Below are 22,766 nucleotides of genomic sequence, written 5' to 3' on the forward strand. Positions count from 1 at the left end.
CCACCTGTCGGACGGACGCGCCATGAGGGGATGGTGACGGCCGCCGTCAGAACACGGCAGACGGGAAGCCCCGGTCCGGTCACCAGCAGTGACATTGGCATTGCGCTTATCCGACAGGTCGTAGCAACACCGGAGAAATCCCCTGAACGGACGCAGGCGCCGGTCGTCCGGCTCCGTGTCCGTTCGCGCGGTCCCCGTCCCCCTCCTCGCCCTCTCTCCCTCTCCCCCTCCCTCCCGTTCGGGTGGTCGGTGCGGGTTCGGTGGGGGTTCAGTGCGGACGCAGCCCCGTGAACACCACGTCGAAGACCCGCGCGTGGGCGGCCGGGTCGGGACCGAGCTGTTCCAGGCCGGCCCCGGTGCCGATGACCAGGGCGACCAGCTCGGGCAGGGTCAGGTCCGCGCGGACGGCCCCGGCCCGTTGGGCGCGTTCCAGCAGCTCCGCCAGCTGGGTGCGGATGCCGGCGGAGGACGCGCGCAGCGATGAGTGCACGTCGATGCCGGCCGCGGCGAGGGCCCGGGTGAACTCGTTCTTGCCCGCGGACTGTTCGACGATCAGCCGGAAGCAGCCGAAGAAGGCTTCGGCGGGCCCGGCTCCGGCGGCCAGTTCGGCAGTCCCGGTGGCGATCGTCTCCAGGCGGCGCACCATCACCGCCTCCAGCAGGGCTTCCTTGGTCGGGAAGTGCCGGAACAGCGTGCCGACGCCGACCCCGGCGGCCCGGGCGATCTCCTCCGTCGGCACGCCGACGCCGCGGGTGGTGAACACCTCGGTGGCGGCCTCCAGCAACTTGGCCCGGTTGCGGGCCGCGTCCGCCCGGAGCGGGCGCTCCTGTGTGCCGCTCATCGTCTCAACTCCCTTTTGTCGGAAGGCGGAAACGCCGGCCGGGCAACCCTGGACAACCGGACTGTGCAGTCCGTATCGTCTCTAACGGAGTCGCTGGTCCGGTTCCGGCGGCCACATCCTCGTCCTTGTCGCCCTGGGGGTTGATCATGTCCGAAACGCGGTCACCGCGCGAGACCTTCCACGCACTGCTCGACGGCATCACGGCCGGACGCTTCGCCGAACTCGCCGTGCTCTACGCCGAGGACGCCGTGGTGGAGACGGTCTTCGAGCCCGGCGGGCCGGGCCGGTACGAGGGGCGGAAGGTGCTCGCCGAGCGGTTCGCCCAGCTCGGCGAGGCCCTCCCGCTGGAGCTGAGCCCCCGGAACGTACTCGTCCGCGGGACGGACGACCCCGAGGTGATCGTCGCGGAGTGGGACTACCAGGTGCGCCACCGCGCCACCGGGCGGACCCGCAGCGCCGCGAACATCATGGTCCTGCGGGTGCGGGACGGGCTGGTCGTGCACAGCCGGGACTTCCACGACCATCTGGGACTCGCCGTGCTCACGGGCGGCCTGCCGGAGCTGGTCGCCGCACTGGAGGCGAAGTAGCCGCCGACCGGGCTCGACGCCCTCCTGATCCTCCTGGCCCTCCTGGTCCTTCTCGTCCTTCGGCTCCTTCTGGTCCTCTCCTTCTGGTTCTCAGGACCGGAGCAGGCGGCGCAGCCAGCGCAGACGGGCCTCCCGGGCGTCGACGCTGACGGCGGCGCCCGGGGCGTAGGTGTCGAAACCGTGGCACGCGCCCGGCCAGACATGCAGTTCGGCGTCGCCGCCCGCGCGCCAGATCGCGTCCGCGTACGCCACCGTCTCGTCCCGGAAGGTCTCGGCCGAGCCGACCTCCAGATAGGCCGGCGGCAGCCCCGTCAGGTCCGTGGCCCGGGCGGGCGCCGCGTAGGGCGGCAGGTCGGCGGCGCCGTACCGCTCACCCAGCACGGCCCGCCAGGCGGTCGCGTTCGAGGTCCGGTCCCAGGTGTCGTGACCGGCCAGCTGACGGGTGGAGAAGGTCCGGTCCCGGTCGTCCAGCATCGGGCTCAGCAGCAGCTGGCCGACCGGGACCGGACCGCCCCGGTCCCGGGCCAGCAGTGCGAGCGCCGCCGCCAGGCCGCCGCCCGCGCTCTTGCCGCCGACGACGATCCGCCCGGCGTCCGCGCCCAGCTCCGCCGCGCGCCCGGCCACCGCGAGCAGCCCGGCGTAGCAGTCCTCCAGCGCCGCCGGGTACGGCGCCGCCGGAGCCAGTCGGTACTCCGCCGAGACGACGGCCAGCCCCAGCGGCTCGGCCAGTTCGCGCAGCAGGCGCGGCAGCACCGACCACGCGTTCCCCATCACCATGCCGCCGCCGTGCAGGTAGTAGAGGAGCGGCAGCGGCCCGCCCGCCCCGGCGGGCCGCGCGCTCACCAGCCGCACCTCCGGTCCGCCGTCGAGCCCCGGCACCGTCAGCCCGGCCACCTCGAACCGGCCGCCGTCCCGCAGCTCCGCCACCCCGGGCCTCGGCCGCGCCTCGGCGTCCCGCGCCTGCCGGGCGGCGAGGTTCTCCGGCGTCAGCGGCTCCCCCGCCCGCACCCCCGCCGCGCGCAGCTCCGCGTCCACCGCCGGCGGGACCGCCCGCCCGCCGTCGCCCTCGCCGTCACCGCGCACGCCCCACCCCTCCGCCCCGCCCCTCCGCCCGGTCGGGGTGGGGGACCGGTCGGCCACCCACCCCTCGTCACCTTCCCGAGGCTACTTGCCGGGCGGGATGTCGTAGACATGATCGGGCGTCACGATGGAGGTGATCGCCTTGCCGACCAGCGTGCTGGGCTCCGAATTCTGGGCGATGATGTCGGAGTTGAGCATCAGCACCAGGGTCGCGCACTCCTCCGGGAGGTAGATGGTCAGGCTCTCGTAGCCGGGCAGTGAGCCGTTGTGGCCGATCCAGCCGCCGATGTCGAAGATCCCGAGCCCGTAGTTCGCGCCGGGGATCCCGGTCGGCAGCATCTTCAGCCGCTGCGCCTGGGTGGCGGGGGACAGCAGGGTGCCGGTGGCGACGTCCTTGGCCCAGTGCTTCAGATCGCGCAGGTCGGACACCATCGCGCCCGCCGACCAGGCCCAGGACGGGTCCCAGTGGGTCGAGTCGGCGGTCTGCCCGGACAGCGTCTGGTCGGTGTAGCCGTGCGCGTACGGCGAGGGCAGCGCGGTGCCCTCCGGGTACAGGGTGTGCCCCAGGCCGCTCGGCCCGGTGATCCGGTCGTGGACGAAACTCTCGATGCTCTGCCCGCTCAGCTTCTCGACCAGCAGGCCGAGCAGCACGTAGTTGCTGTTCGAGTACTGGTACTCGGTGCCCGGCGGGAACACGTTGTCGTGCTTGTACCCGTACGCGAGCAACTCCTGCGGGGTGAAGACGCGCTGCGGGTCGCCCAGGAAGTCGTTCGCGAAGTCCTGGTCCGCGCTGTACGGGAACAGTCCGCTGCGCATCTCCAGCAGCTCGCGGACGGTGATGATCTCCCCGCACGGTACGCCGTCCAGGTAGGCGGCGATCGGCTCGTCCAGGCCGACCAAGCCCTGGTCCACCAACTGCAGCACGGCGGTGGCGGTGAAGGTCTTGGTCTCGCTGCCGATCCGCTGGTTCAGCCGGTCCGTCATCGGCTCGCCGGTCTCCTTGTCGGCCACGCCGAACGCGCGCACGTAGTGCCCCCGCCCCGGCAACCACAGCCCGACCTGCACCCCGGGGATGCCCGCCTCCCGCATCACCCGCTGCACGGCCTCGTCCAGCCTGGCCCGCAGCTCCGGACTCAGCTCCCGCGCCTCGTCGTCCTCCGCGGCGCTGTACACGGTGGGCACGGCGGCGGCCGCGAGCGTCGGCGCCCCGGCCGCCGTCAACGGCAGCAGTCCGGCGACGGCGAGCGCCGCCGCGGCGAGCGTACGGACCGGCGAACGTCTTCTCATGATCCAGGGCCTCTCTTCGAACGGGGACTCCGCCGCCGACCACGGCGACGAACCCCCGCGAACTACCCCGTTCACCTGTGCGAGCAATCGAAAATTCTGCCGATCCACTCGATCGGCAGACAGTGGCGCCCTGGAAGGTCCACCGGTCAAGGTGTCTGATGGTTCGTCAATCGCGGAAAGCTCTGACAAGGAGGGCCCGAAGGGCGGAATACTGGGCGTCAGATCGTCTGAAGCCGAACGTAACTGGGTGGTTGGCGCAGGAGGTTCAGATGGCACTACGGTTCGTTGCGAAGGACGAGAAGTCGGGGGATCATGGCTCTCCCACTGTGTGGGTCGACCCGGAGACCAGGGACCTCGTCATCCAGGGCTGGAAGATCGACGAGGCAACGACGGCGGATTGCTTGGCCGACGGCCCGATCCCGGACCATGAGAGCGTGGTCCGCCTCCCCGCCCGCATGGCAATGGCACTCAGGGAGGCGTTGGATGTCGCAGAGCATGAACAGCTTCGCTGACCTGTTGCGGTCGGCGCGGAAGTCGGCAGTCCACCTCGAACTGCGCGATGTCTACGCGATCGACAACGAGGAGGAAGGGTTCCGGGCATGGAGGTCCGGTCTCCGACTCGACCCGGCTGACCGCGTGTCGTGGTGGCGGCCGTGGCTCGACCTTGTCCAGGAGGTGACTGCCAGTGGTGTCCGTGTGAAGAGAGCCAGGATCGTCTCGGAGCCGGTCAGCGAGTACATCCGTTACGAGCACTCGTTCACGTTCACCAACGTGGCCGGCGGCGAAGAGGTGAGGTGGCTTCCCCGTCGCGCGGCCTCCGATCTTCTGCTGCCCGTCAATGACTTCTGGCTGTTCGACAGCAGCGTCGTCCAGTTCAACATCTTCGACGGTGACGGCCGATGGGTGCACACGGATCAGAGCGACGATCCCGCGCTGGCCCGGAGCTGTGCCGCGGCTTTCGACACCGTGTGGGAGCGTGCTGTCCCTCACGGGGCTTTCAGTGTCGCCGAGTAGTTGCGGCAGCCGACCGGTTCATGTCCTTCTCTCCTCTCTCCAGTGCCCAGGCAGCACGGAAGGTGCTCGCCGATCAGCTCGACCGGATCCGGCGGGACGCCGGGCTCTCCGGGCTTCAACTGGCCGTGCGGTGTGGCTGGCACAAGTCCAAGTCGTCCCGCATCGCCCGCGGTCTGACAGCCCCGTCCGACAGTGACATCCGTGCCTGGTGCACGGCCTGCGGTGCTCCGGAGAAGGCAGCGGACCTGATCGCGGCATCCCGCACCGCCGAGTCGATGTACACGCAGTGGCGGGACATCCACCGTGACGGCATGAGGCGGGTGCATCAGAAGACGCTTCCGCTCTATCGGCGGACACGAAAGTTCAAGGTGTACGCCTCCAACGTCATGCCGGGGATGACGCAGACCGCCCCCTACGCCTCTGGGCTTCTCCGCTCGATCACGACCTTCCAGGGGACTCCGGACGACGTGGAGGACGCTGTCAGTGCCCGGCTGGAGCGATCCCGTGTACTGCACGACGCCGGTCGTCAGTTCGCCCTGCTGCTGGAGGAGGCCGTCCTCTACTACGGCGTCTGCGGCGACGAAGCACTCGCTGGTCAACTTGACCATTTGCTCGGGATCTCCTCCCTGCCGAACGTCTCCGTCGGGGTCATTCCGTGCCGGGCTCGCCGGACCGTCTGGCCGCTCGAAGCGTTCTACGCATTCGACGAGAGCCTGGTGGCGGTCGAGACGCTGACGGCGGAGATCAACATCACGGCTCCCGGCGAGATCCGTACCTACCTCCGAGCCTTCGCCGAACTGGCCAGGACCGCCGTTCACGGGGCCGAGGCCCGGAGTCGAATCGCCAAGGCCCGAAGCACTCTCGGGTGAACCCGTGCAACCGAGTGCAACTCACTGGCACCATCTGTAGCCGTGTCCCTATGGTCTGTCACGAACCCCCCGGTGCTACGGCGAAGGAGTGGAGACCGATGGCGGGACAATATGACGGAGGAACAGTGGACAGGGCGACGTTCGGCGGCAAGCACGGCGGCGGCACCGGTCCCGGTGACGGTGGCAAGCAGCAGGACGACAGCAACAAGGGCTCCGGCCACGGCGGTGGCGGCTCGGACGAGGGCGGCAACACCTCCGACGGCTCGGGCCCGGCGGGCGGCAAGTGACCGGCGGGACGCACCAGGAGGCGGGCCCTCAGGGGCTCGCCTCCGCGCTGGTGGCCGCTGGCGCGCTCACCCCGGACTGGCTGCCCTCCTTCACGGCGGTGCCCCGCGAGTTGTTCGTCCCGGACCGCATCTGGCCCGGCATCGCGGACGGCACCCGGCAGAGCCCCGTCGTGGACCGGTCGCAGGACCCCAGGGCATGGCGCGCGGCGGTCTACTCGGACATCCCGCTGACGACCCAGTGGGACGACGGAGAGCACGAGGGCGACGGTCTCGGCACCACTCCCAGTTCGTCGAACTCGCTGCCCACCATGGTGTTCTCGATGCTCCAGGACCTGGAGGTCCGTTCCGGGGACAGGGCGCTCGAAATCGGCTCCGGGACCGGGTGGAACGCGGGCCTGCTGGCCCACCGGCTCGGCGGCGCCAACGTGGTGAGCGTCGAGTACGACCCGGAGGTGGCGCGCGGTGCGCGGGACAACCTGGGCCGGGCCGGGCTGGAACCGATCACGGTCGAGGGGGACGGTCGGAACGGTTTCGGGCCGGGCGCTCCGTACGACCGGATCATTGCCACCTGCTCCGTGCTGGAGATCCCTCCGGCCTGGCTGGAGCAGACGGCCCCGGGCGGGCTGATCGTCGCCCCGTTCGGCACCGAGTACGGCGGCGAGCACATCGTCCGCCTGACCGTCGACGGCGACGGCACCAGTGCGACCGGGAGGTTCACCCGAAGCTCGGCGTTCATGAGGCTGCGGCAGCAGCGCACCGACCGCCCCTTGGTCGAGGCATACCTCCACGGGAAGCCCTGGCCGGCCGAGGGTGGGAGGAGCGTCACGACGCTGTCGCCCAGGGACACGGGTGGATGGCTCGGCCAGTTCGTCATCGGGCTGGGCGTGTCCGGCACGTTCTGGCGGGTCGAACGCTACGACGACGGCTCGTACACCCTGTGGCTGTACAGCAGGGACACCCTGTCCTGGGCCACCGCGGACTACGAGCCCGACCGCAGCGAGTACGAGGTGGTCCAGTCCGGCCCCCGCAACCTCTGGGACGAGGTGACAACCGCGTACCGGTGGTGGTCCTCGCAGGGTCACCCGGGCCACGAGCGGTTCGGCCTCACCGTCACCCCGGAAGGCCACACCGCCTGGCTGGACTCCCCGGACAACCCGGTGCCCCTCCAGCCCTGATATGCCCGACCGGCGAGCACACCGAATTGCGTGACCGGACCGACGAGTTGTAGCAGCACGCCGAGCAGAACCGGACGACGGAGAGTCACATGCTCGGGCACCTCATCACACACGACGACGACCTGAGAATGGTTCCCACCGATCATCCGGAGTTGACCGCTGCGGTCGGTCGACTCCACAAGGAACTTCGGACCCTGCCCGACGGGGCGGACCCCGGCCACAGGCGTCTCCTGACCAGATGGATCGGCATCGGTCGGATGTGCCTGGGCCATCACGACGAGGCCCGCACTCTCCTCCAGCAGTCGCTGGACCTGGCGGTAACCCTCGGCAACACACAGGCCGTCGTCGCCACCGGGCTCAACCTGGCGGACGCACACCGCTACGCCGGTGACCTCCAGAGTGCGGACACCCTCTACCGCAGCGCCCTGGGCACCGCGCGGAGCCAGTGTCCGGCACTCGTCGACTTCGCCCTCCAGCACACCGGCAAGCACCTCATGGAGCGCGGCGACCTCGCCGCAGCCCGGACCCATCTTCAGGAGGCCCTGCGGCTGCGGATCGCCAAGGGGGACAGCGAACTGGTCAAGTCCACGCAGGAGGCACTCGACCGGGTCGAGCTGCTGGCCCACAGGACCGCCGCATCCCCGCTCCCTGATCCGGCACCGGGTCGGTGAAGCAGCTTGCGCGCGACCGGACCGCGCACACGGTCACCGGCCTTCCGCCGGTCCCTCTTGAGCCGGGGGCGCCCGGCTGAGCCGAGGGCCCCGTGTCAACCCTCGGTCCACGCAAGCGTCCCGGCCACGGGTGGTGAAGCATCCCTTGCGAATGGAAGGCAGTACGAGAATGGGCGAGCTCCCTTGTGCAGCCGCAGCGGCGCTGACGGCTGCGGAGGACATCTGTGGACCGGTCGAGCTGGAGGAGATCAGCGACCGCCGGGGGTCGGCGGTGTGGAAGGCCAGTGGCCCGCGCGGGGTGGTGAGTATCAAGCTCGGTACCGGCGAGGCCGCCGAGGTCACCGCCCGCGAAGCCTCCGTGCTGGAGCGACTCCCCGGCTACGCCGTGACGGTCGGCCGCTTCGACGGCGGGGTCTGGTTCGTCACCCCTTGGCTGGCCGGGTCGTCCACGTGGGACGTCTTCCGGCCGGTACGGAAGGGGGAGGGCCGGAGGGACGAGGCCCTCGCCGCCGCGGTCGCCCTGTGCCGCGCGGTGGCCGAGCTGCACGCCGACGGGTGGGTGCACGGGGACCTCCAGCCCCAGCACGGCATCCACACCGACGACGGCGTCCGGCTCCTGGACTTCGCCTGGTCCCGGCAGCTCGGCAGCACCCCCTGGTCGGCGTTCGCCGGCACGATGATCCACCTCACCGCACCCGAGCTGGCCGCCCGGATCATCAACGGTCCCCAGCCCGTCGGGACCACGCAGCCCGCCGACGTCCACGCCCTCGCCGGAACCCTGTGGACCTGCGTCACCGGCCGCTGGCCGCTGGACTACGAGGCCGCCGGGCTCGTCGGCGACGCCCCGGTGGAGGAGAAGCGCAAGGCCATCGCCCACCGCGCCGTCCCGCTGACGACCGCGCTGCCCTGGCCCTCCCTCCAGGCCCGCCTGCGGTACGTCCTGCTGGCCGCCCCCGACGACCGGTCGACCGCCGCCGAGCTGACGGAACTCGTGCGGGCGGCGGACGCGTGATCGAGCTGCGGGAGCTGGTCCCCGGTGACGCCGACGCGCTGCTGCGCATCTACACCGTGGAGGCGACGAAGTACTTGGGCAGGGCCCCGATGGACGCCGCCGAAGCCCGCTTCTGCGCCCGTACCTCCGCGGTGGCCGCCCCGCGCACGCTGTACACCTTCGGGCTGGTCGCGGCCGACGACCTCCTCGGGGTCGTCAAGCTCGACCTCGACCGGCCGGTCGCCGCCGTCAGCTACGTCCTGCGGCCGGACGCCTGGGGGCGTGGGTACGCAACGGAGGGGGTCAGGCGGCTGCTGGCGCTCGCCTTCGGCCACCTCGGGCTGCCGGAGGTCGGGGCCAGGCACCACCCGGACAATCCCGCCTCCGGCCGCGTGCTCGTCAAGGCCGGATTCACGCCGACCGGCGAGCACGCCGGGTTCAGGAGCTATGCGATGCGGCCGCCCAGTCCGCGAGGGCGGTGAAGTCGTCGGCCGCCAGGCCCACCTTGGGGTCGATGCGGAGCAGCAGGGCCGGGCCCGGGTGGTGGGCGGCGACCCAGGTGCGGTCGGCGTCCGTGATCTCGTCGTCCACCCAGGCGAACGGGCGGCCGTCGGCCCAGGACACGACGGCGGGGGTCTTCCAGAACACCCCGCCGTCCGGCTGCGGCCGGGGGTCGGGCCAGGTGATGACGGGGAGTTCGGGCAGGCCGAGCAGCGGGGCGACGAACTCGTTGGCCTCCGATTCCCACGTCGTCGCCCAGGCGAGATCGAAGGGCAGGGCGGCGAGGGCCGGGCCGTGGTTCGGGTCGAGCCAGACGCGGAGGGGCTTGACCGGTTTGTTGGGCAGGCCGTACGCGCGCAGGCGGGCCCGTTCGGCGGCCTCCCAGCGAGGGGTGAGGAGGCGGTGGGTCCGGTAGCCCTCGGGGCGCCGGTACGGCTTGGCCGCGTACGGGTTGAGCGGGCCGTCGACGTCGAGCAGGAGCAGGGGTCGCACCGGTTCACCTCCGGGGAACGGTCCCCGCACCGTAGCGTGTGGGCTGCGTGCGGGGCATCTGGATTCGTGGGGAGGACCGGGTGGTGGGTGACGAGGCCGAGGGACTGGTCGCACGGGGGCGGCGGTTGCTGGACGAGCACGACGCGGCGGCGGATCCGCGCCGGGCCGCGATGGCGCTGTCCGGTGCGCTGACGGCGTTCACGGCGGCGCGCACGCAGCTGGAGGACGTGGGGCCGACCGCGCCGGGCGGGGCGCTCGCGGAGGTGCGGTGCCTGCTCGGGCTGACGCTCGCCGTCCGGTACTGGCAGGCCGTCGAGCGGCCGGAGTTCGCCGAGGACGCGGACATCCGGGCCGGGGTGTGGGCCGAACGGGACGACGCCGTGGGGCTGTTGACGCTCGCGGTGGCGGTGCTCGACCCGGCCGAGCCGGATCGGGCGACCGCCGCGGGCAAGCTCGGGCTGCTGCTGTACGCGAGGTCCGGCGACGAGGAGGACGGACGGGCCCGCCCGGAGGACCTCGACCGGGCGGTGGAGACGCTGCGGCTGGCCTGTCCCCTGCCGGTGCCGCTCGGCCCCTGGCACCTCCTCGGCCCCGGCGGGCCGGAGCGCCCGCGGCATGCGCCGGACGCGTACGACGCGCCGGACGCGCACGAGGTGCGGGACGCGTACGACGAGCAGGACCCCGGCCTCCTGCTGGTGCTCGGCTGCGCGCTCGCCGACCGTCACGACCGCGACGGCGCCCCCACCGACCGCGCGGCCGCCGACGCCGTCCTGACCGGCCTGCTGGAGCGGCTGCGCCCGCAGCCGTGGCACGAACCGGGCGCGGCCCCGCCGCGCCCCGACCCGGAGGCCGAGCCGGGGCCGGCCGAGCTCGCCGAGCCGGTCGAACTGCTCGCCCGCGAACGCCTCGTCCGGCTGCTGCTCGGCCCGGAGGAGGACGGCGGCGGGGACCCCGGGGCGGTCGACCGGGCCCTCGCCCAGTTGGAGACGATCGCGGCCACCACCGAGCCCGACGCGCCCGCCCGGCTGTGGGCCGGTCTGGTCCTGGTGGACCAGTACGTGGCCCGCGGCGGCGGTACCGCCCGCCCCGAGGACGCCGCCCACCGCCTCGCCCGGCTGCGGGACCTGCGCCGGCTGCTCCCGCCGGGGCACCCGGACGGCGGCACCGTGCGCTGGGTGCTCGGCAGCACGCTCGGCGGACTCGCCCGGCTCGACCGCTACCTCCTGACCGCCGAGGCCCGGGAGGCGGTCGAGGTGCTGCGCGAGGGCCTCGCCGGGATGGCCGGGGACGACCCGGTGCGGCCGGCCTCGCACGCGGTGCTCGGCACGATGGTCAACGCGCTGTGCGAGCAGGAACCGGAGTCCTACCACCTGGAGGAGGCGCTGCACCACCTCGACCGGGCCGTCGACACCATGGCGGAGGAGGACCACGGCGTCCGCCGCGGCGACATCCTCCAGCAACTCGCCCACGCCTCCATCGCCCGGGACGAGTTCTCCACCGACCGGGCCGCGCTGGACCGGGTGATCGGCCTGCTGGACGACGCCCGGGCCCGCCCCTCGGGAACCCTGTGGTCGGAGGAGCACCTGGACGGCTCGCTGGCGGCGGTGATGAGCAAGCGGTTCGCGTTCACCAACGCCGCCGCCGATCTGGACGCGGCGATCCGGCACGAACGGGCCGCGTTCCGCCGGGCCGCGCCGGACGACGTCAATCGCGTCGTCCACCTGGAGAACCTCTCCGTCAGCCTCTACCGGCGCTACCTCCTCGGCGGCGACCACCAGGACCTGGCGGCGTCCCGCCGCTACACCGACGAGGTGGTGGCCTTCCTCGCCGGAACCGACCACCCGGGCGTCGGCCGGCTGCTCGGCGGGCAGCGGCCGATGCTCGAACGGACCCGGCTGATGCTGGAGTTCCAGGCCGCGCTGCCGGTCCAGGACATCCCGGCGATGGGGCGGGTGCTGGCCGCGCTGGAACCGCTGGTCGCCGCGGTGCCCGAGGACGACCCGCTCCGGCTGATGGCCCGCGGCGACCTCGGCGCGGTGATGTTCATGCACGCGCTGCACACGGGATCGGACCGGCTGACGGAAGCGGTCGGTCTGATGCGGGAGGCGGCGGACGGGACCCCGCCCGGGCACCTGTACCGGGCGGTGCTGACGATGCGGGCCGCCGGTGCGCTCGTCATGCTCGTGGCGGGGCAACAACGGTTCAACGAGAACAACGCGGCGGGTGCGCTGCACTACCTCGACGCCTTCCTCGCGGAGACCGATCCGACCGGGCTGGAGGGCTCCCGGGGCCTCCTGATGCGGGCCGCGCTGCTGCTGCGGCGCTACCACCACGCGCGCCGGCCCGCCGACGCGGCCGAGGCGCTGGCCGCCGCCGGGGCCGTGCGCGAGCGGATGCGGCAGGGGACGCCCACCCTGTTGCTGGCCAGGGTGAGCGGGATCGTCGCGGCGGTGCACCGGGCCCGACTCGGGCCGGAGGACCGTCGGCTCGGCCGCGAGTTCGGGCTGGCCGGGCTGCGGGAGCTCGCCGCCGCGACCCTGATCCAGGCCACGGCCGAACCGGCCCTGGTACTGGCCCGGGACGCCGCGTCGCAGGCGCTGGCGATCGCCGGGTGGTTCATCGAGGACCGGGAGCACGAGGACCGGGAGCACGAGGAGCGTGAGCGGCGGCAGCGGAAGGACGGGCAGGAGCAGCGGGAGGCGGACCCCGGCGGCGAGCCCTACCTGCGGGCCGCCGTCGAGGCGCTGGAACTGGGCCGCGGTCTGGTACTGCAAGCCTCGACCGCCACCACCGACGTCCCCGACCTGCTCCGGCTCGCCGGGCACGAGGACCTCGCCGACGCCTGGCTCCGCTCCGGCACGGGGGAGGACACGGCGGACGTCACGACGGGCGGTACGGCGCCCGGCACGGCGGACCCGCTCGACTTCGACGGGCTGCTCGACCTGCCCGGCACCCTGCTCGCGAACCTCCCCGGCGGTGCCGACATCCCCATGCCGGACGACCTGCGCCGCCGCGCCCTCACGGCCCTCGCCGCCGCCCCGGCCGGGACGGCACTGGTGTCCGTGCCCCCGGTGGAGGAGATCGCCCGGAGCCTGCGCGCGGCCGGCGCGGACGCACTGGTCTACCTGCTGCCGCCCGCCGACGGGCGCAGCGGCACGGCCCTGCTGATCACCGCCGGCGAGGACGGCGGCGCCGTCCAGCTGATGCCGCTCACCCTGGTCAGCACCGCCGCCCTCGACCTGCTGCACGCCTACCGCCGGGCGCACCGCGACCGCCAGGCCACCCTGGACCACCTGCCGCCCCGTCACCCGGAGCGGATCGCCGCCCGCCGCCGCTGGCAGGGCACCCTCGGCGAACTCTGCGACTGGGCCGGTACCGCCGTGATGCGCCCGCTGCTGCGCCACCCGGCCCTGCGGTCGGCCGCCGCCCGGCGCGCGCCCGGTGCGCCGCCCCGGCTGGTGCTGGTGCCGTACGGCGCCCTGGGTGGTGTGCCCTGGCACGCGGGGCTGCTGAGCAGCGGGCTGCGCGACGGCGGACGGCCGGTCCGGGCCGTGGAGCGGGCGGTGCTCTCCTACGCCGCCTCGGCGCGGCAGTTCTGCGAGGTGGTCCGGCGGCCCCGGCTGCCGCTCGCCGAGCGGCCGGTGATCGTCGGGGACCCCACCAGGGAGCTGATGTTCGCCGAGGCCGAGGCCGAGTACCTGCACGCCGACCACTACCCGCACGGCACCCTGCTCGGTTACGTCGAGGACGCCGAGGGGGCGGGCACCCCGGGCGAGGTGCTGGCCGCGCTGCCGGCGCCCGGACGGGCCGGGGCCTCCGTGCTCCACCTGGCCTGCCACGCGCTGCCGTCCGGGCGCTCACCGCTCGACGCCTACCTCGCCCTGGCCCCCGAGCCGGCCACCGGGGAGGGCCGCCTCCCCGTCGGCGACATCCTCCGCCAGGCCCAGGGCCGCCCGCCGGGCTCCCCGGGCGGGCTGGTCGTGCTCGACGCCTGCGTCAGCGACCACACCGGCGAGGACCTCGACGAGGCGCTCACCCTCTCCACCGCCTTCCTCGCCGCCGGGGCGACGGGCGCGATCGGTTCGCGCTGGGAGGTGTCCGACGAGATGGTCTGCGTGCTGATGTACGTCCTGCACGGGCGCCTCGCCGCCGGGGACCCGCCCGCCGAGGCGCTGCGCCGCGCCCAGCTGTGGGCCCTCGACCCCGACCGCCGGCTGCCGCCGGACGCTCCGCCCGAACTCGTCTCGATGGCCCGCCGGGCCCCGGACGCGCTGGAGGTGTGGGCGGCCTTCTGCTACCAGGGCCACTGACCGGAGCGTGGCGCCGCCGGTCCCGAACTCGCCTCAAGGGAGCGCGAGTTCCTTGCGGGCGTCGATGATCTGGTTCAGTACGCCATGCGCCTCGGACGCCTCCGCCAGTCCGGTCGCCTCGGCGAGCAGGGCGGCGGCGTCCTCCCGCCGGTCCTGTTGGGCGGCGAGGTGGGCGAGGCCGACCAGGTTGGCCGCCACGCCCGGCAGGAAGCCGAGTTCCCACCGCAGCCGGGTGGACTCCTCCAGCCGCTCGCGGGCCGCGGCCAGGTCCCCGGCGATGTGGGCGGCGATGCCGAGGTGCCGCAGCGCGTAACTCGTGGTGAGGAGGTCCCCGGTGCGGGTGGCGAGGGCGAGCGCGCGCTCCAGGGCGGGGAGGGCGGCGGCCGCGTCGCCCCGGACGACCTGGTGGAACGTCCCGGTCCAGAACAGCGCTTCGCCTTCGCCCCGCGCGTCACCGAGATCCCGGTAGAACGCGGCGGCCCGCTCGAACAGCTCCAGTTCGCGCGGGTCCTCGACCCGGTCCGCCAGGAACCGGGCGTGCAGCACCCGTCCACGGGCCAGCGCGAGGTCCGCCTCGACCCCGTCCAACCCCCGCTCCGCGGCGGTCAGTCCACTGCCGTCGCCGCCGAACACGGCTGTCTCGTAGTGGAGTCCGGCCTGCTCGATCCGTATGTCCCTGGTCATGCGCCGATCCTAGGACCTCGCTCGCGCCGCCGCCCGTGGCGGGTTCCGCCGCACCCGCAGCCGCACCCGCACCCGCAGCCGACCCTGTCGCGACCGGCGACCCGGCCGCCGTCCGCGTCGAACTCCCGCGCCCGACCGGGCCGTGAGCGGTCGGGCGGGAGGTCCTGCACCTGGTGGACCAGGGCCGCTGATCGACCGTGACCGGATCGGCATCGCCGGCCACTCCGCCGGTGAGCGCGGGGCCACCGGGCAACTCGCGGTCCCGGCACCGGAACGGACCGGAAACCGGGCCGTCTACCGTCCGGTTCGTGGCGGAGTCCCCGCGTCGCCGCCCGGGGCGGTGGGGCCTTGGCGGTCCCAGCCGGGGGAGCGGATCTCCAGGCCGACGTCCGGGCTGCTCACCTCCACGCCGCAGGTGCGGCAGGTCCAGGCCGCGTCCAACGGGTGGCCGGGGTCGTCGGGGCAGTCCGGGTGCTCCGGGTGGCCCGGGTGGTGGCGCAGCACCACCGGCGGCTCGGGCGACAGCCAGCGGTCGCCCCAGGCGAGCAGGGCCTGGGTGAGCGGGGCGAGGTCCCGGCCGGCCTCGGTGAGGTGGTACTCGTAGCGCGGCGGGCGCTCGCTGTAGGCGCGGCGTTCGACCACCCCGGCCTCCTCCAGGGCGCGCAGCCGGGCGGTGAGCCGGTCGCGCGGGGCGCCGGTGTTGCGGGCGATCCGGTCGAACCGGTGGTTGCCGTAGAAGAGCTCGCGCACGGCGAGCAGCGCCCACTTCTCGCCGAGGACGTGCAGCGCGGCCGCGATGGAGCAGGGCCGGCCCGGCAGCGCGGTGGCGGGCCGGGCGGCTGTGGGCTGGGCATCGGTGTGCGGGGTCACTCCACCAGCCTGCCACAGAGGGTTGCGTATTCAAACTCACTGCCGTTAGCGTTCCCGGCCATGGAGCTAGTTGGATTTTCAAACCCAGTGGCCGGGCCCGCCGACCGGGACCGACCCCACCGCCGCGCCGCGTTCCTGGTGGTCGCCGCCGCGGTGTTCGTCTCGAATCTCGACCTGTTCATCGTCAACGTCGCCCTCCCGGCGATGCAGCAGCACTTCCGCGGCAGCAGCCTGGCCACCCTGTCCTGGGTGCTGAACGGCTACGCCGTCGTCTTCGCCGCGCTGCTGGTCCCCGCCGGACGGCTGGCGGACCGCATCGGCCACCGGAGGGTGTTCCTCGCCGGGTTGGCCGTCTTCACCGCCGCCTCCGCGCTCTGCGCACTCGCCCCGGCCGTCGGCTGGCTCGACGCCGGCCGGGTGGTCCAGGCGGCGGGCGCGGCCGCGCTGATGCCGACCTCGCTGGCGCTGCTGCTGGACGCCACGCCCGCGGCCGAGCGCCCCGGTGCCATCCGGGCCTGGGCCTCGATCGGCGGGATCGCCGCCGGGCTCGGACCGGTCCTCGGCGGACTGCTCGTCGAGGCCGACTGGCGCTGGGTGTTCATCGCCAACGTCCCGGTCGGCCTCGCCGCCCTCGCCGTCGGGGGCCGCGTACTGCCCAGGCTGCGCGGCAAGGAGAGCGGACCACTGCCCGACCTGTTCGGTGCCGTCCTGCTCACCGCCGCCATCGCCGCCCTCGCCGTGTCCCTGGTCAAGGGCGACACCTGGGGCTGGGCCTCGCCCCAGGTCCTGGCCGGCCTCCTGTCGAGCGCCCTGCTGACCGGCTGGTTCCTGCGCCGCTCGGCGCGCCACCGCGCCCCCATCGTCGAACTGCCGCTGCTGCGCGTGCCGGTCTTCGCCGCCGCCAACACCGCGGCCCTGCTGTTCACCCTCGCCTTCGCCGGCATGCTGCTGACCTCGGTCCTGTGGTGCCAGCAGGCATGGGGGTACTCGGCACTGCGCACCGGACTCGCCATCGCCCCCGGACCGCTGCTGGTGCCGCCGGTCGCGCTCGGCAGCGCCGCACTGGTGCGTGGGCTCGGCCCCGGACGGGTGGCCGCGCTCGGCACCCTGCTGTTCGCCGCGGGCATCGGCTGGTGGACCGCCGCCGTCGGAGTCCGGCCCGGCTACGCCGCCGAACTCCTGCCCGGGCTGCTGCTCACCGGCCTTGGCGTGGGGTTGGCGCTGCCCACCCTCATCGGGTCCGCCGCGGCGGCGCTGCCGCCGACGCGCTTCGCCACCGGCTCGGCGATCACCACGATGGCCCGGCAGATCGGCGCGGTGGTGGGCGTGGCGTTGACGGTCGGTCTGATCGGCACCCCGCACGGGCCGCAGGCCGCACTCGACGGCTTCCGGCGCGGCTGGACGCTGGTGATCGCGACGGCGCTGCTGGCCTGCGCGGCCGCCCTGGTGCTCGCCGCCGCCCAGCGCCGTACAGCCGAATCGCGGTAGCCGGCGCTCGACGGGCGCCGGCCCTGCCGGTGCTCGTCCGGGTACTTGGCCGGGTGCTTGGCCCGGATGGCAACTGTGCGCTGTGCAACCGCTGTTCGGCCTGCGGGCCCTGGTCGGCCGACGCCGGACCGGCCCCGATCCGCCCGCCACGGCACCCCGTCGCCACGGTGGCGGGAAGCCGCACTCCCGGTGCGGAACCGCGGGGCGCGGTCCGCGCGTGATCGGGGGTGTCCCGGTACTTCCCGCTCCGCACACGCCTGGAGTCCCATGACCGACTACCGGACCGTCGGCCTCGTCCACCTGTTCATCACCGCCGTATCGGTTCTGACCCCGTTGGTCGGCGCCGTGGTGGCGGGAACGCTGCTTCGGAGCCGGGGGCGCAACGCGCGCCTGGCGATGATCGGTTGTCTGGTGATGCTCCCGGGGCCGCTCGTCCTGATGGTGGGGACGGGGCTGGGCCTCGACACCGTCCTCCCGGACCTGGAGCCGCTCATGGCGATAAGCGTCCTCTCGGGGATTGCTACCCTGTTCCACCTGGCCGGGTTCGTCCTGATCCTGACCGGGGCGCTCTCCGAGCCCGCCCGGCCCGCGCCCCATCCCTACGCGGCTCCGTTCCACGTCCACCCCACCGACGCGCCTCCGGGGCGCTGACGAGGGGGAGGAGTGCCGGTGCCCGCCCCGCGCACATGGCGGGGCGGGCACCGGGCGGTCCGTCGGACGAGCGGTCAGAACAGCGGCAGACGGCGGGTGAAGACGTCGGCGGTGGTGTTGGTGTCGCCGGGGACGAGGGTGCCGTCCTCGGAGGTGAAGAGGACCGTGGTGCCGAGGGCGTCGACCAGGGGGTTGGAGGAGTAACCGGTGTTCTGGGCGCCGTCGGTGGAGACGCTGAGGCGCTCGGTGCGGCCGGTCCACAGGTCGTGCCGGAAGATGTCGTCGACCAGGTTGGTGTCGCCGGGGACGAGGTTCTCGGCCTCGGAGACGAAGTAGACCCAGCGGTTCCCGGCGGGCATGACGGCACTGTAGGAGGAACCGGTGGTCACGGTGCCGGGCAGGGCGGGCGGGAGGCGGCGGATCGTGCCCTGTCGCAGGTCGCGGACGACGATCTCCAAGTGGTCCGGCCCGCCGGAGCCGTCGGGCGTGTTGGGCACGCGGACCGCGAACAGCGCGTAGCGCCCGTCGGGGCTGAGGGCGCCGACGGAGGAGCCGAGCAACTGGCCGGTCTCGTCGACGCTGCCGCCCTGGAGCTGTCCGTCGGCGACGTCGTACACGTAGAACGGGTAGTAGTGGGGCCTGGTGATCTCCGCGCGGGTGCCGGCGGTACCGGTGGCACCGAGGGCGGGGGAGGACGTGGTGCGGGCGGGACGGCCGGCCACGTGCTCGTCGGTGGAGGCCGGCGCGTCGGAGGCGTCGGCCGTGCGGGCGGCCTCGCCGCCGCCCTCGCCGGGCGGGAGCAGGTTGTCGGCCCGGGAGGTGAAACCGACCTTGCTGCCGTCGCCGCTGATCACCGGCGCGGTGGACGCGCGGTTCGCGGGCGTGCCGTCGGGGGCCCGGCTGATCAGCCGGGTGGTGCCGCTCCACCGGTCGAGGAGGTAGATGTTGGCGCGCGGGTCGACCGCTCCCGGCACCAGGTCGGTCCGGCTGGAGGCGAAGGCGACGTAGCGGCCGTCCCAACTGATCGATGCGAGGAACGAGTCGAGGCCGGGAACCTCGCGCTTCGGGTCCCCGGTGGTCAGCCGCTCGGTGCGGCCGGTCCAGCGGTCGCGGAGGTAGATGTCCTCGGCGCCGTTGGTGTCGCCGGGGACGAGCGCGGCGGTGGAGGTGAAGGCGACGTAGCGGCCGTTGCCGCTGATCACGCCGTCGTAGGAGCGGCCGTCGCCCTGGGTGCCGGAGGAGGTGAGGCTGACCCGCTCGGTCCGGCGGGTCAGGAGGTCGCGGACGAACACGTCCGTCGCGCCGTTGGTGTCGCCGGGCACCAGATTGGTGGCGTCGGCGCCGAGAACGGCGTACCGGCCGTCGGCGCTCAGGCTCTCGGCCCAGGCCGAGTCGTCGGGCTGGGCGCCGCCGAGGCCGACGGAGGCCCGGGCCGTGCCGAGGGCCCATGCCGGTGCGGCGGTAGCGGCGGTAGCGGCGGTGGCGGTGCCGGCGAGGAGGCCGGCCGCCAGCAGGGCGGCGGTGGCGGCGAGCCGACGACGGCCGGTCCGGCCAACGGCGGCTCGTGGCACGGTGGTTGGGGAAGAGACGGTTCGGGCTGCTGCGGTGGTTCTGCTCATCGGGACTCTCCCTGGATCGAGCCCTCGCCCGCGTGCGCGGCGCTCCGCCGTCGGCGCGCGGTCCGCCCCCCGGCGGTCGGCTCGGGGTCGAGCCAACCGGTTCGGGCGGGACGCCGTCAATGGCTCGGGCGGACCTGCGGCGACATCCCGCCATGGTCCCGCTTCGGTCGTAACTATGCTCAATCACAAGGGAGTTGACGAGAAACAGCGGCGGTCTCCAGCCAAGCCGTGGGGGCAGGGGGCAGGGGGGCTGAGGCGGCAGTGGCCGGTCGGGGCGTGGGCGGGGAAGGTCACCGCCGTCCCGGGTCCGACGGGGGAGGCGGACCCGGGACGAGCTGAAGTCGCGCCGCTGACCGGCGCGTTCGCCGGACCGTCGAGGGGTCGGGGTCCGGCTCTTCGTCTACGGTGGCCCAGGTCGGACGGGGTGTCAACGCGGACCGCCCGCCCGGCCCCCCTCCGGCTGCCGACGGACCGTCGGGTACTGCCCCAAGGGGCAGCCGTGTCTCACTCCGCCGGGATGTGCGCGAGCATCCGCTCCATCCCGCCGATCCAGTTGGCCCGCAGGGCGGTGATGGCGCCGGGCAGGTCGTCCTCCAGCAGGCGGCGGGCGATCTCGCAGTGCTCCTCCGACTCGCGCGCCACCGGCTCGTCCTCCGCGACCACGAGGTTCTCGTAGCGCCGCATCCCGGCCTTGACCCGGGTGAGGAGGTCGAGCAGACGCTCGTTCGAGCAGCCGCTGAGCAGCAGGCCGTGCCATTCGTCGTCGCGCCGGTCGACGGTCGAGTGCGTGGCGACCTGGTCGGGGAAGCCCTGGGCGAGGTCGAGCAGACGCGGGGCGATGGTCCGCAGATGGGCCGGGTCGGAGGACTCCAGCGCCAGCGACTCCAGGGCGGCGACGATCGCGACCAGTTCGCGGAACTCGGTGCGGCTGACCGGCGCGAAACGGAAGCCCCGGCCCTGGCTGCTCTCCAGCACGCCCTCGCCGGCGAGGGCGATCAGGGCCTCCCGCAACGGGGTTCGGCTGACCCCGAGTTCGGCGGCCAGGACGGCCTCGTTCACGTCGGTGCCGGCCGCGAACTCGCCGCGGGTGAGGCGGTCCATCAGCTCGTCGCGGATCTGTTCGCGCAGTGGGCGGCGCTCGATCGCCATCGGGGTCCCCCTTTTTTCGGATTCGCAGCATAGCTCTTGACCGCATTCAGTGTACTGCACTATGTATTTTGAATACAAAATTCTGAACGGGGTCCGCGACCCCCTTGAGGAGGCGGAGCATGGGCCTGACCCGGGTACCGGGGCTGCTGTTCGGGGGCGACTACAACCCCGAACAGTGGCCCGAGGAGGTCTGGCAGGAGGATGTCCGGCTGATGGCCGAGGCGGGCGTCAACCTCGTCACCGTCGGCGTCTTCTCCTGGTCCCGGCTCGAACCCGCCCCCGGCGTCCACGAGTTCGGCTGGCTGGACCGGGTCCTCGACCTGCTCCACGCGCACGGCATCGCCGTCGACCTCGCCACCGCGACCGCGACCCCGCCGCCCTGGCTGGTCCGCGACCACCCGGAGGTGATGCCCGTCGACGCGGCCGGGACCAGGCTGGAGTTCGGCTCCCGGCAGGGCTACTGCCCCTCCTCGCCGGTGTTCCGCGCCGCCACCGTCCGGCTCGCCCGGACCGTGGCCGAGCGCTACCGCGACCACCCCGCGCTCGCCATGTGGCACGTGAGCAACGAGTACGCCGACCACACCGCCGAGTGCTTCTGCCCGGAGTCCGCCCGCGACTTCCGCCGCTGGCTCAAGGAGCGCCACCGCTCCCTCGACGGCCTCAACGCGGCCTGGGGAACGTCCTGCTGGGGCCAGCACTACACGGACTGGACGCAGATCGAGCCGCCCCGCAAGGCGCCGGGCCCGGTCAACCCGGCCCAACTGCTGGACTGGCGACGGTTCTCCAGCGACGCACTGCTCGCCTGCTTCGAGGCCGAGCGGGCGGTGCTCAAGGAGGTCACCCCGGACGTGCCGGTGACCACCAACTTCATGAGCGTGCTGCGAGACCTCGACTACTGGAAGTGGGCCGCCGCCGAGGACGTCGTCACCGACGACGCCTACCCGGACCCGGCCGACCCCCGGGCGGCGGTGAAGGCCGCGCTCAGCTACGACCTGATGCGCTCGCTGAAGCGGCAGCCCTGGCTGCTGCTGGAGTCGGCGCCGAGCGCGGTCAGCTGGCGGGCGGTCAACGTCCCCAAGGATCCCGGGGTGATGCGGCTGCACAGCCTCCAGGCGCTCGCCCACGGCTCGGACGGCGTGATGTTCTTCCAGTGGCGGCAGGCCCGGTACGGCCCGGAGAAGTTCCACTCGGCGCTGCTGCCGCACGGCGGCACCGCGACCCGGCAGTGGCGCGAGACGCTCGCCCTCGGCGCGGACGTCCGCCGGCTCGCCGAGGTCGCGGGCAGCACCACCCGGGCCGAGGTCGCGCTGCTGCTGGACTGGGACAGCTGGTGGGGGCTGGAGGCGCCCGAGTCGATGCCCTCCGACCGGCTCCGGCTGCACGAACTGCTGCTCTCCTGGTACGCGCCGCTGCACGCCCGGGGCGTCGCCGTCGACCTGGCCCCGCCCGGGCGCGACCTCTCCGGCTACCGGCTGGTCGTCGCCCCCAATCTCTACCTGTGCACGGCCGGGCAGGCCGCCGCGCTGTCCGCCTTCCCCGGCCACCTGGTGGTCGGGCCGTTCAGCGGGGTGGTCGACACCGCCGACCAGGTCCACGACGGCGGGGCGCCCGGACCGCTGCGCGAACTGCTCGGGGTCCGCGTCGAGGAGTGGCGGCCGCTGCCCGACGGCGCCACCCAGGAGCTGGAGACGGCGGACGGCACCCGGCTGCTCGCCCGCACCTGGACCGAGTGGCTGGAGGCCGACGGGACCGAGGTACTGGCGCGCTATCGCGGCGGCCCGCTGGACGGCCGCCCGGCCGTCACCCGGCGCGGCGGCGAGGCCGGGAACGGGCCCGCCAGCGCCACCTATCTGAGCTGCCTGCCCGAGGACCCGGCCCCGCTGCTGGACGAGCTGCTGGCCGCCGCCGGCGTCACCGGCGTCGCCGGGCCCGACCTCCCCGAGGGCGTCGAAGCCTGCCGCCGCGGCCCCTACCTCTTCCTGCTCAACCACGGCAGCCGGACGGCCACCGTCCCGCTGCCGACCCCGACCCCGACCCCGATCCCGACCAACACCAACACCACCACCACCGACGCCGACACCGACGCCGTGTTCACCGACCTGCTGACCGGCCGCCCGCTGCCGAGCGGCGCCGTGTCGCTCGCGCCCGGCGACGCCGTCGTCCTGAGGCAGTCCTGAAGCAGTCCTGAAGCCCTGACCCG

21 protein-coding genes are annotated in these 22,766 nt (G+C 73.6%); 13 read left to right on the plus strand and 8 right to left on the minus strand.

Features of this window, described 5'->3' with window-relative positions; translation table 11 throughout:
• Window positions 1-268: 268 nt before the first annotated feature.
• Complete coding sequence (locus tag ACIQ9P_RS25680) at window positions 269-841, minus strand: TetR/AcrR family transcriptional regulator (protein WP_402360523.1); 573 nt, start codon at window positions 839-841, stop codon at window positions 269-271.
• A gap of 146 nt (window positions 842-987) precedes the next feature.
• Here ACIQ9P_RS25680 and ACIQ9P_RS25685 point away from each other — a divergent pair, with 146 nt between their 5' ends.
• Window positions 988-1,428 (plus strand): nuclear transport factor 2 family protein, encoded by a 441-nt coding sequence (locus tag ACIQ9P_RS25685; protein WP_402360526.1) that lies wholly within the window; start codon window positions 988-990, stop codon window positions 1,426-1,428.
• Window positions 1,429-1,518: 90 nt separating this feature from the next.
• Here ACIQ9P_RS25685 and ACIQ9P_RS25690 read toward each other — a convergent pair whose 3' ends face one another.
• Window positions 1,519-2,511 (minus strand): alpha/beta hydrolase, encoded by a 993-nt coding sequence (locus ACIQ9P_RS25690; protein WP_402360529.1) that lies wholly within the window; start codon window positions 2,509-2,511, stop codon window positions 1,519-1,521.
• Window positions 2,512-2,592: 81 nt separating this feature from the next.
• Window positions 2,593-3,795, minus strand: a complete 1,203-nt coding sequence (locus ACIQ9P_RS25695; protein ID WP_402360532.1) for a serine hydrolase domain-containing protein — start codon at window positions 3,793-3,795, stop codon at window positions 2,593-2,595.
• Between the two features lie 269 nt (window positions 3,796-4,064).
• Here ACIQ9P_RS25695 and ACIQ9P_RS25700 point away from each other — a divergent pair, with 269 nt between their 5' ends.
• The 8 genes from ACIQ9P_RS25700 (at window position 4,065) to ACIQ9P_RS25735 (ending at window position 9,284) form a co-directional block, all read left to right on the plus strand.
• Window positions 4,065-4,307: a hypothetical protein gene (locus ACIQ9P_RS25700; protein ID WP_402360535.1), complete on the plus strand. Its 243-nt coding sequence runs from the start codon at window positions 4,065-4,067 to the stop codon at window positions 4,305-4,307.
• Window positions 4,279-4,809: a DUF6879 family protein gene (locus tag ACIQ9P_RS25705; protein WP_402360537.1), complete on the plus strand. Its 531-nt coding sequence runs from the start codon at window positions 4,279-4,281 to the stop codon at window positions 4,807-4,809. The genes ACIQ9P_RS25700 and ACIQ9P_RS25705 overlap by 29 nt, the downstream gene beginning before the upstream one ends.
• 20 nt (window positions 4,810-4,829) lie before the next feature.
• A complete protein-coding gene (locus tag ACIQ9P_RS25710) occupies window positions 4,830-5,678 on the plus strand; it encodes a helix-turn-helix domain-containing protein (protein ID WP_402360540.1) in 849 nt (282 codons plus the stop codon).
• Between the two features lie 125 nt (window positions 5,679-5,803).
• On the plus strand, window positions 5,804-5,965 hold the full coding sequence (locus ACIQ9P_RS25715; protein WP_402360543.1) for a hypothetical protein: 162 nt from the start codon (window positions 5,804-5,806) through the stop codon (window positions 5,963-5,965).
• Window positions 5,962-7,140, plus strand: a complete 1,179-nt coding sequence (locus ACIQ9P_RS25720) for a methyltransferase domain-containing protein (protein WP_402360546.1) — start codon at window positions 5,962-5,964, stop codon at window positions 7,138-7,140. Before ACIQ9P_RS25715 ends, ACIQ9P_RS25720 begins: the two co-directional genes overlap by 4 nt.
• Before the next feature lie 128 nt (window positions 7,141-7,268).
• Window positions 7,269-7,811, plus strand: coding sequence for a tetratricopeptide repeat protein (locus ACIQ9P_RS25725; protein ID WP_402360932.1), 543 nt, complete (start codon window positions 7,269-7,271; stop codon window positions 7,809-7,811).
• A 169-nt stretch (window positions 7,812-7,980) separates the two neighbouring features.
• On the plus strand, window positions 7,981-8,823 hold the full coding sequence (locus ACIQ9P_RS25730; RefSeq protein ID WP_402360549.1) for a hypothetical protein: 843 nt from the start codon (window positions 7,981-7,983) through the stop codon (window positions 8,821-8,823).
• Window positions 8,820-9,284 carry a GNAT family N-acetyltransferase gene (locus ACIQ9P_RS25735; RefSeq protein ID WP_402360552.1) on the plus strand — a complete coding sequence of 155 codons (465 nt, stop codon included), beginning with the start codon at window positions 8,820-8,822 and terminating at the stop codon, window positions 9,282-9,284. The genes ACIQ9P_RS25730 and ACIQ9P_RS25735 overlap by 4 nt, the downstream gene beginning before the upstream one ends.
• On the opposite strand, the gene ACIQ9P_RS25740 is transcribed toward ACIQ9P_RS25735, so the two are convergent.
• Window positions 9,241-9,786, minus strand: a complete 546-nt coding sequence (locus ACIQ9P_RS25740; protein WP_402360935.1) for a hypothetical protein — start codon at window positions 9,784-9,786, stop codon at window positions 9,241-9,243. The two genes, ACIQ9P_RS25735 and ACIQ9P_RS25740, sit on opposite strands and share 44 nt — an antisense overlap.
• Window positions 9,787-9,875: 89 nt before the next feature.
• On the opposite strand from ACIQ9P_RS25740, the gene ACIQ9P_RS25745 reads away from it, so the two are divergent.
• A complete protein-coding gene (locus ACIQ9P_RS25745; RefSeq protein ID WP_402360555.1) occupies window positions 9,876-14,105 on the plus strand; it encodes a CHAT domain-containing protein in 4,230 nt (1,409 codons plus the stop codon).
• A 33-nt stretch (window positions 14,106-14,138) separates the two neighbouring features.
• Here the strand turns inward: ACIQ9P_RS25745 and ACIQ9P_RS25750 are convergent, their stop codons facing one another.
• The gene (locus ACIQ9P_RS25750; protein WP_402360558.1) at window positions 14,139-14,789 is read right to left on the minus strand and encodes a tetratricopeptide repeat protein; all 651 of its coding nucleotides are present in this window, start codon (window positions 14,787-14,789) and stop codon (window positions 14,139-14,141) included.
• A 294-nt stretch (window positions 14,790-15,083) separates the two neighbouring features.
• Window positions 15,084-15,659, minus strand: a complete 576-nt coding sequence (locus ACIQ9P_RS25755; RefSeq protein WP_402360561.1) for a winged helix-turn-helix transcriptional regulator — start codon at window positions 15,657-15,659, stop codon at window positions 15,084-15,086.
• 60 nt (window positions 15,660-15,719) lie between these two features.
• Here ACIQ9P_RS25755 and ACIQ9P_RS25760 point away from each other — a divergent pair, with 60 nt between their 5' ends.
• Both ACIQ9P_RS25760 and ACIQ9P_RS25765 read left to right on the plus strand, forming a co-directional pair.
• Complete coding sequence (locus tag ACIQ9P_RS25760; RefSeq protein WP_402360564.1) at window positions 15,720-17,147, plus strand: MFS transporter; 1,428 nt, start codon at window positions 15,720-15,722, stop codon at window positions 17,145-17,147.
• Window positions 17,148-17,414: 267 nt separating this feature from the next.
• Window positions 17,415-17,798, plus strand: coding sequence for a hypothetical protein (locus ACIQ9P_RS25765; protein WP_402360567.1), 384 nt, complete (start codon window positions 17,415-17,417; stop codon window positions 17,796-17,798).
• A gap of 74 nt (window positions 17,799-17,872) precedes the next feature.
• On the opposite strand, the gene ACIQ9P_RS25770 is transcribed toward ACIQ9P_RS25765, so the two are convergent.
• On the minus strand, window positions 17,873-19,417 hold the full coding sequence (locus tag ACIQ9P_RS25770; RefSeq protein ID WP_402360569.1) for a TolB family protein: 1,545 nt from the start codon (window positions 19,415-19,417) through the stop codon (window positions 17,873-17,875).
• 504 nt (window positions 19,418-19,921) lie between these two features.
• Window positions 19,922-20,566 (minus strand): GntR family transcriptional regulator, encoded by a 645-nt coding sequence (locus ACIQ9P_RS25775; RefSeq protein ID WP_402360572.1) that lies wholly within the window; start codon window positions 20,564-20,566, stop codon window positions 19,922-19,924.
• Window positions 20,567-20,685: 119 nt separating this feature from the next.
• Here ACIQ9P_RS25775 and ACIQ9P_RS25780 point away from each other — a divergent pair, with 119 nt between their 5' ends.
• Complete coding sequence (locus ACIQ9P_RS25780; RefSeq protein WP_402360575.1) at window positions 20,686-22,743, plus strand: beta-galactosidase; 2,058 nt, start codon at window positions 20,686-20,688, stop codon at window positions 22,741-22,743.
• Window positions 22,744-22,766 lie beyond the last annotated feature (23 nt).

Origin of the sequence: Kitasatospora sp. NPDC094019 (assembly GCF_044764505.1) — a bacterium.
Classification (GTDB): Bacteria; Actinomycetota; Actinomycetes; order Streptomycetales; family Streptomycetaceae; genus Kitasatospora.

What these genes read in the sequence shown, in the direction of transcription:
- ACIQ9P_RS25680 (WP_402360523.1), bottom strand. Translation starts at nt 841, where the DNA reads ATGAGCGGCACACAGGAGCGCCCGCTCCGGGCGGACGCGGCCCGCAAC.
- ACIQ9P_RS25685 (WP_402360526.1), top strand. Translation starts at nt 988, where the DNA reads ATGTCCGAAACGCGGTCACCGCGCGAGACCTTCCACGCACTGCTCGAC.
- ACIQ9P_RS25695 (WP_402360532.1), bottom strand. Translation starts at nt 3,795, where the DNA reads ATGAGAAGACGTTCGCCGGTCCGTACGCTCGCCGCGGCGGCGCTCGCC.
- ACIQ9P_RS25700 (WP_402360535.1), top strand. Translation starts at nt 4,065, where the DNA reads ATGGCACTACGGTTCGTTGCGAAGGACGAGAAGTCGGGGGATCATGGC.
- ACIQ9P_RS25705 (WP_402360537.1), top strand. Translation starts at nt 4,279, where the DNA reads ATGTCGCAGAGCATGAACAGCTTCGCTGACCTGTTGCGGTCGGCGCGG.
- ACIQ9P_RS25710 (WP_402360540.1), top strand. Translation starts at nt 4,830, where the DNA reads ATGTCCTTCTCTCCTCTCTCCAGTGCCCAGGCAGCACGGAAGGTGCTC.
- ACIQ9P_RS25725 (WP_402360932.1), top strand. Translation starts at nt 7,269, where the DNA reads ATGGTTCCCACCGATCATCCGGAGTTGACCGCTGCGGTCGGTCGACTC.
- ACIQ9P_RS25730 (WP_402360549.1), top strand. Translation starts at nt 7,981, where the DNA reads ATGGGCGAGCTCCCTTGTGCAGCCGCAGCGGCGCTGACGGCTGCGGAG.
- ACIQ9P_RS25750 (WP_402360558.1), bottom strand. Translation starts at nt 14,789, where the DNA reads ATGACCAGGGACATACGGATCGAGCAGGCCGGACTCCACTACGAGACA.
- ACIQ9P_RS25760 (WP_402360564.1), top strand. Translation starts at nt 15,720, where the DNA reads ATGGAGCTAGTTGGATTTTCAAACCCAGTGGCCGGGCCCGCCGACCGG.
- ACIQ9P_RS25765 (WP_402360567.1), top strand. Translation starts at nt 17,415, where the DNA reads ATGACCGACTACCGGACCGTCGGCCTCGTCCACCTGTTCATCACCGCC.
- ACIQ9P_RS25770 (WP_402360569.1), bottom strand. Translation starts at nt 19,417, where the DNA reads ATGAGCAGAACCACCGCAGCAGCCCGAACCGTCTCTTCCCCAACCACC.
- ACIQ9P_RS25775 (WP_402360572.1), bottom strand. Translation starts at nt 20,566, where the DNA reads ATGGCGATCGAGCGCCGCCCACTGCGCGAACAGATCCGCGACGAGCTG.
- ACIQ9P_RS25780 (WP_402360575.1), top strand. Translation starts at nt 20,686, where the DNA reads ATGGGCCTGACCCGGGTACCGGGGCTGCTGTTCGGGGGCGACTACAAC.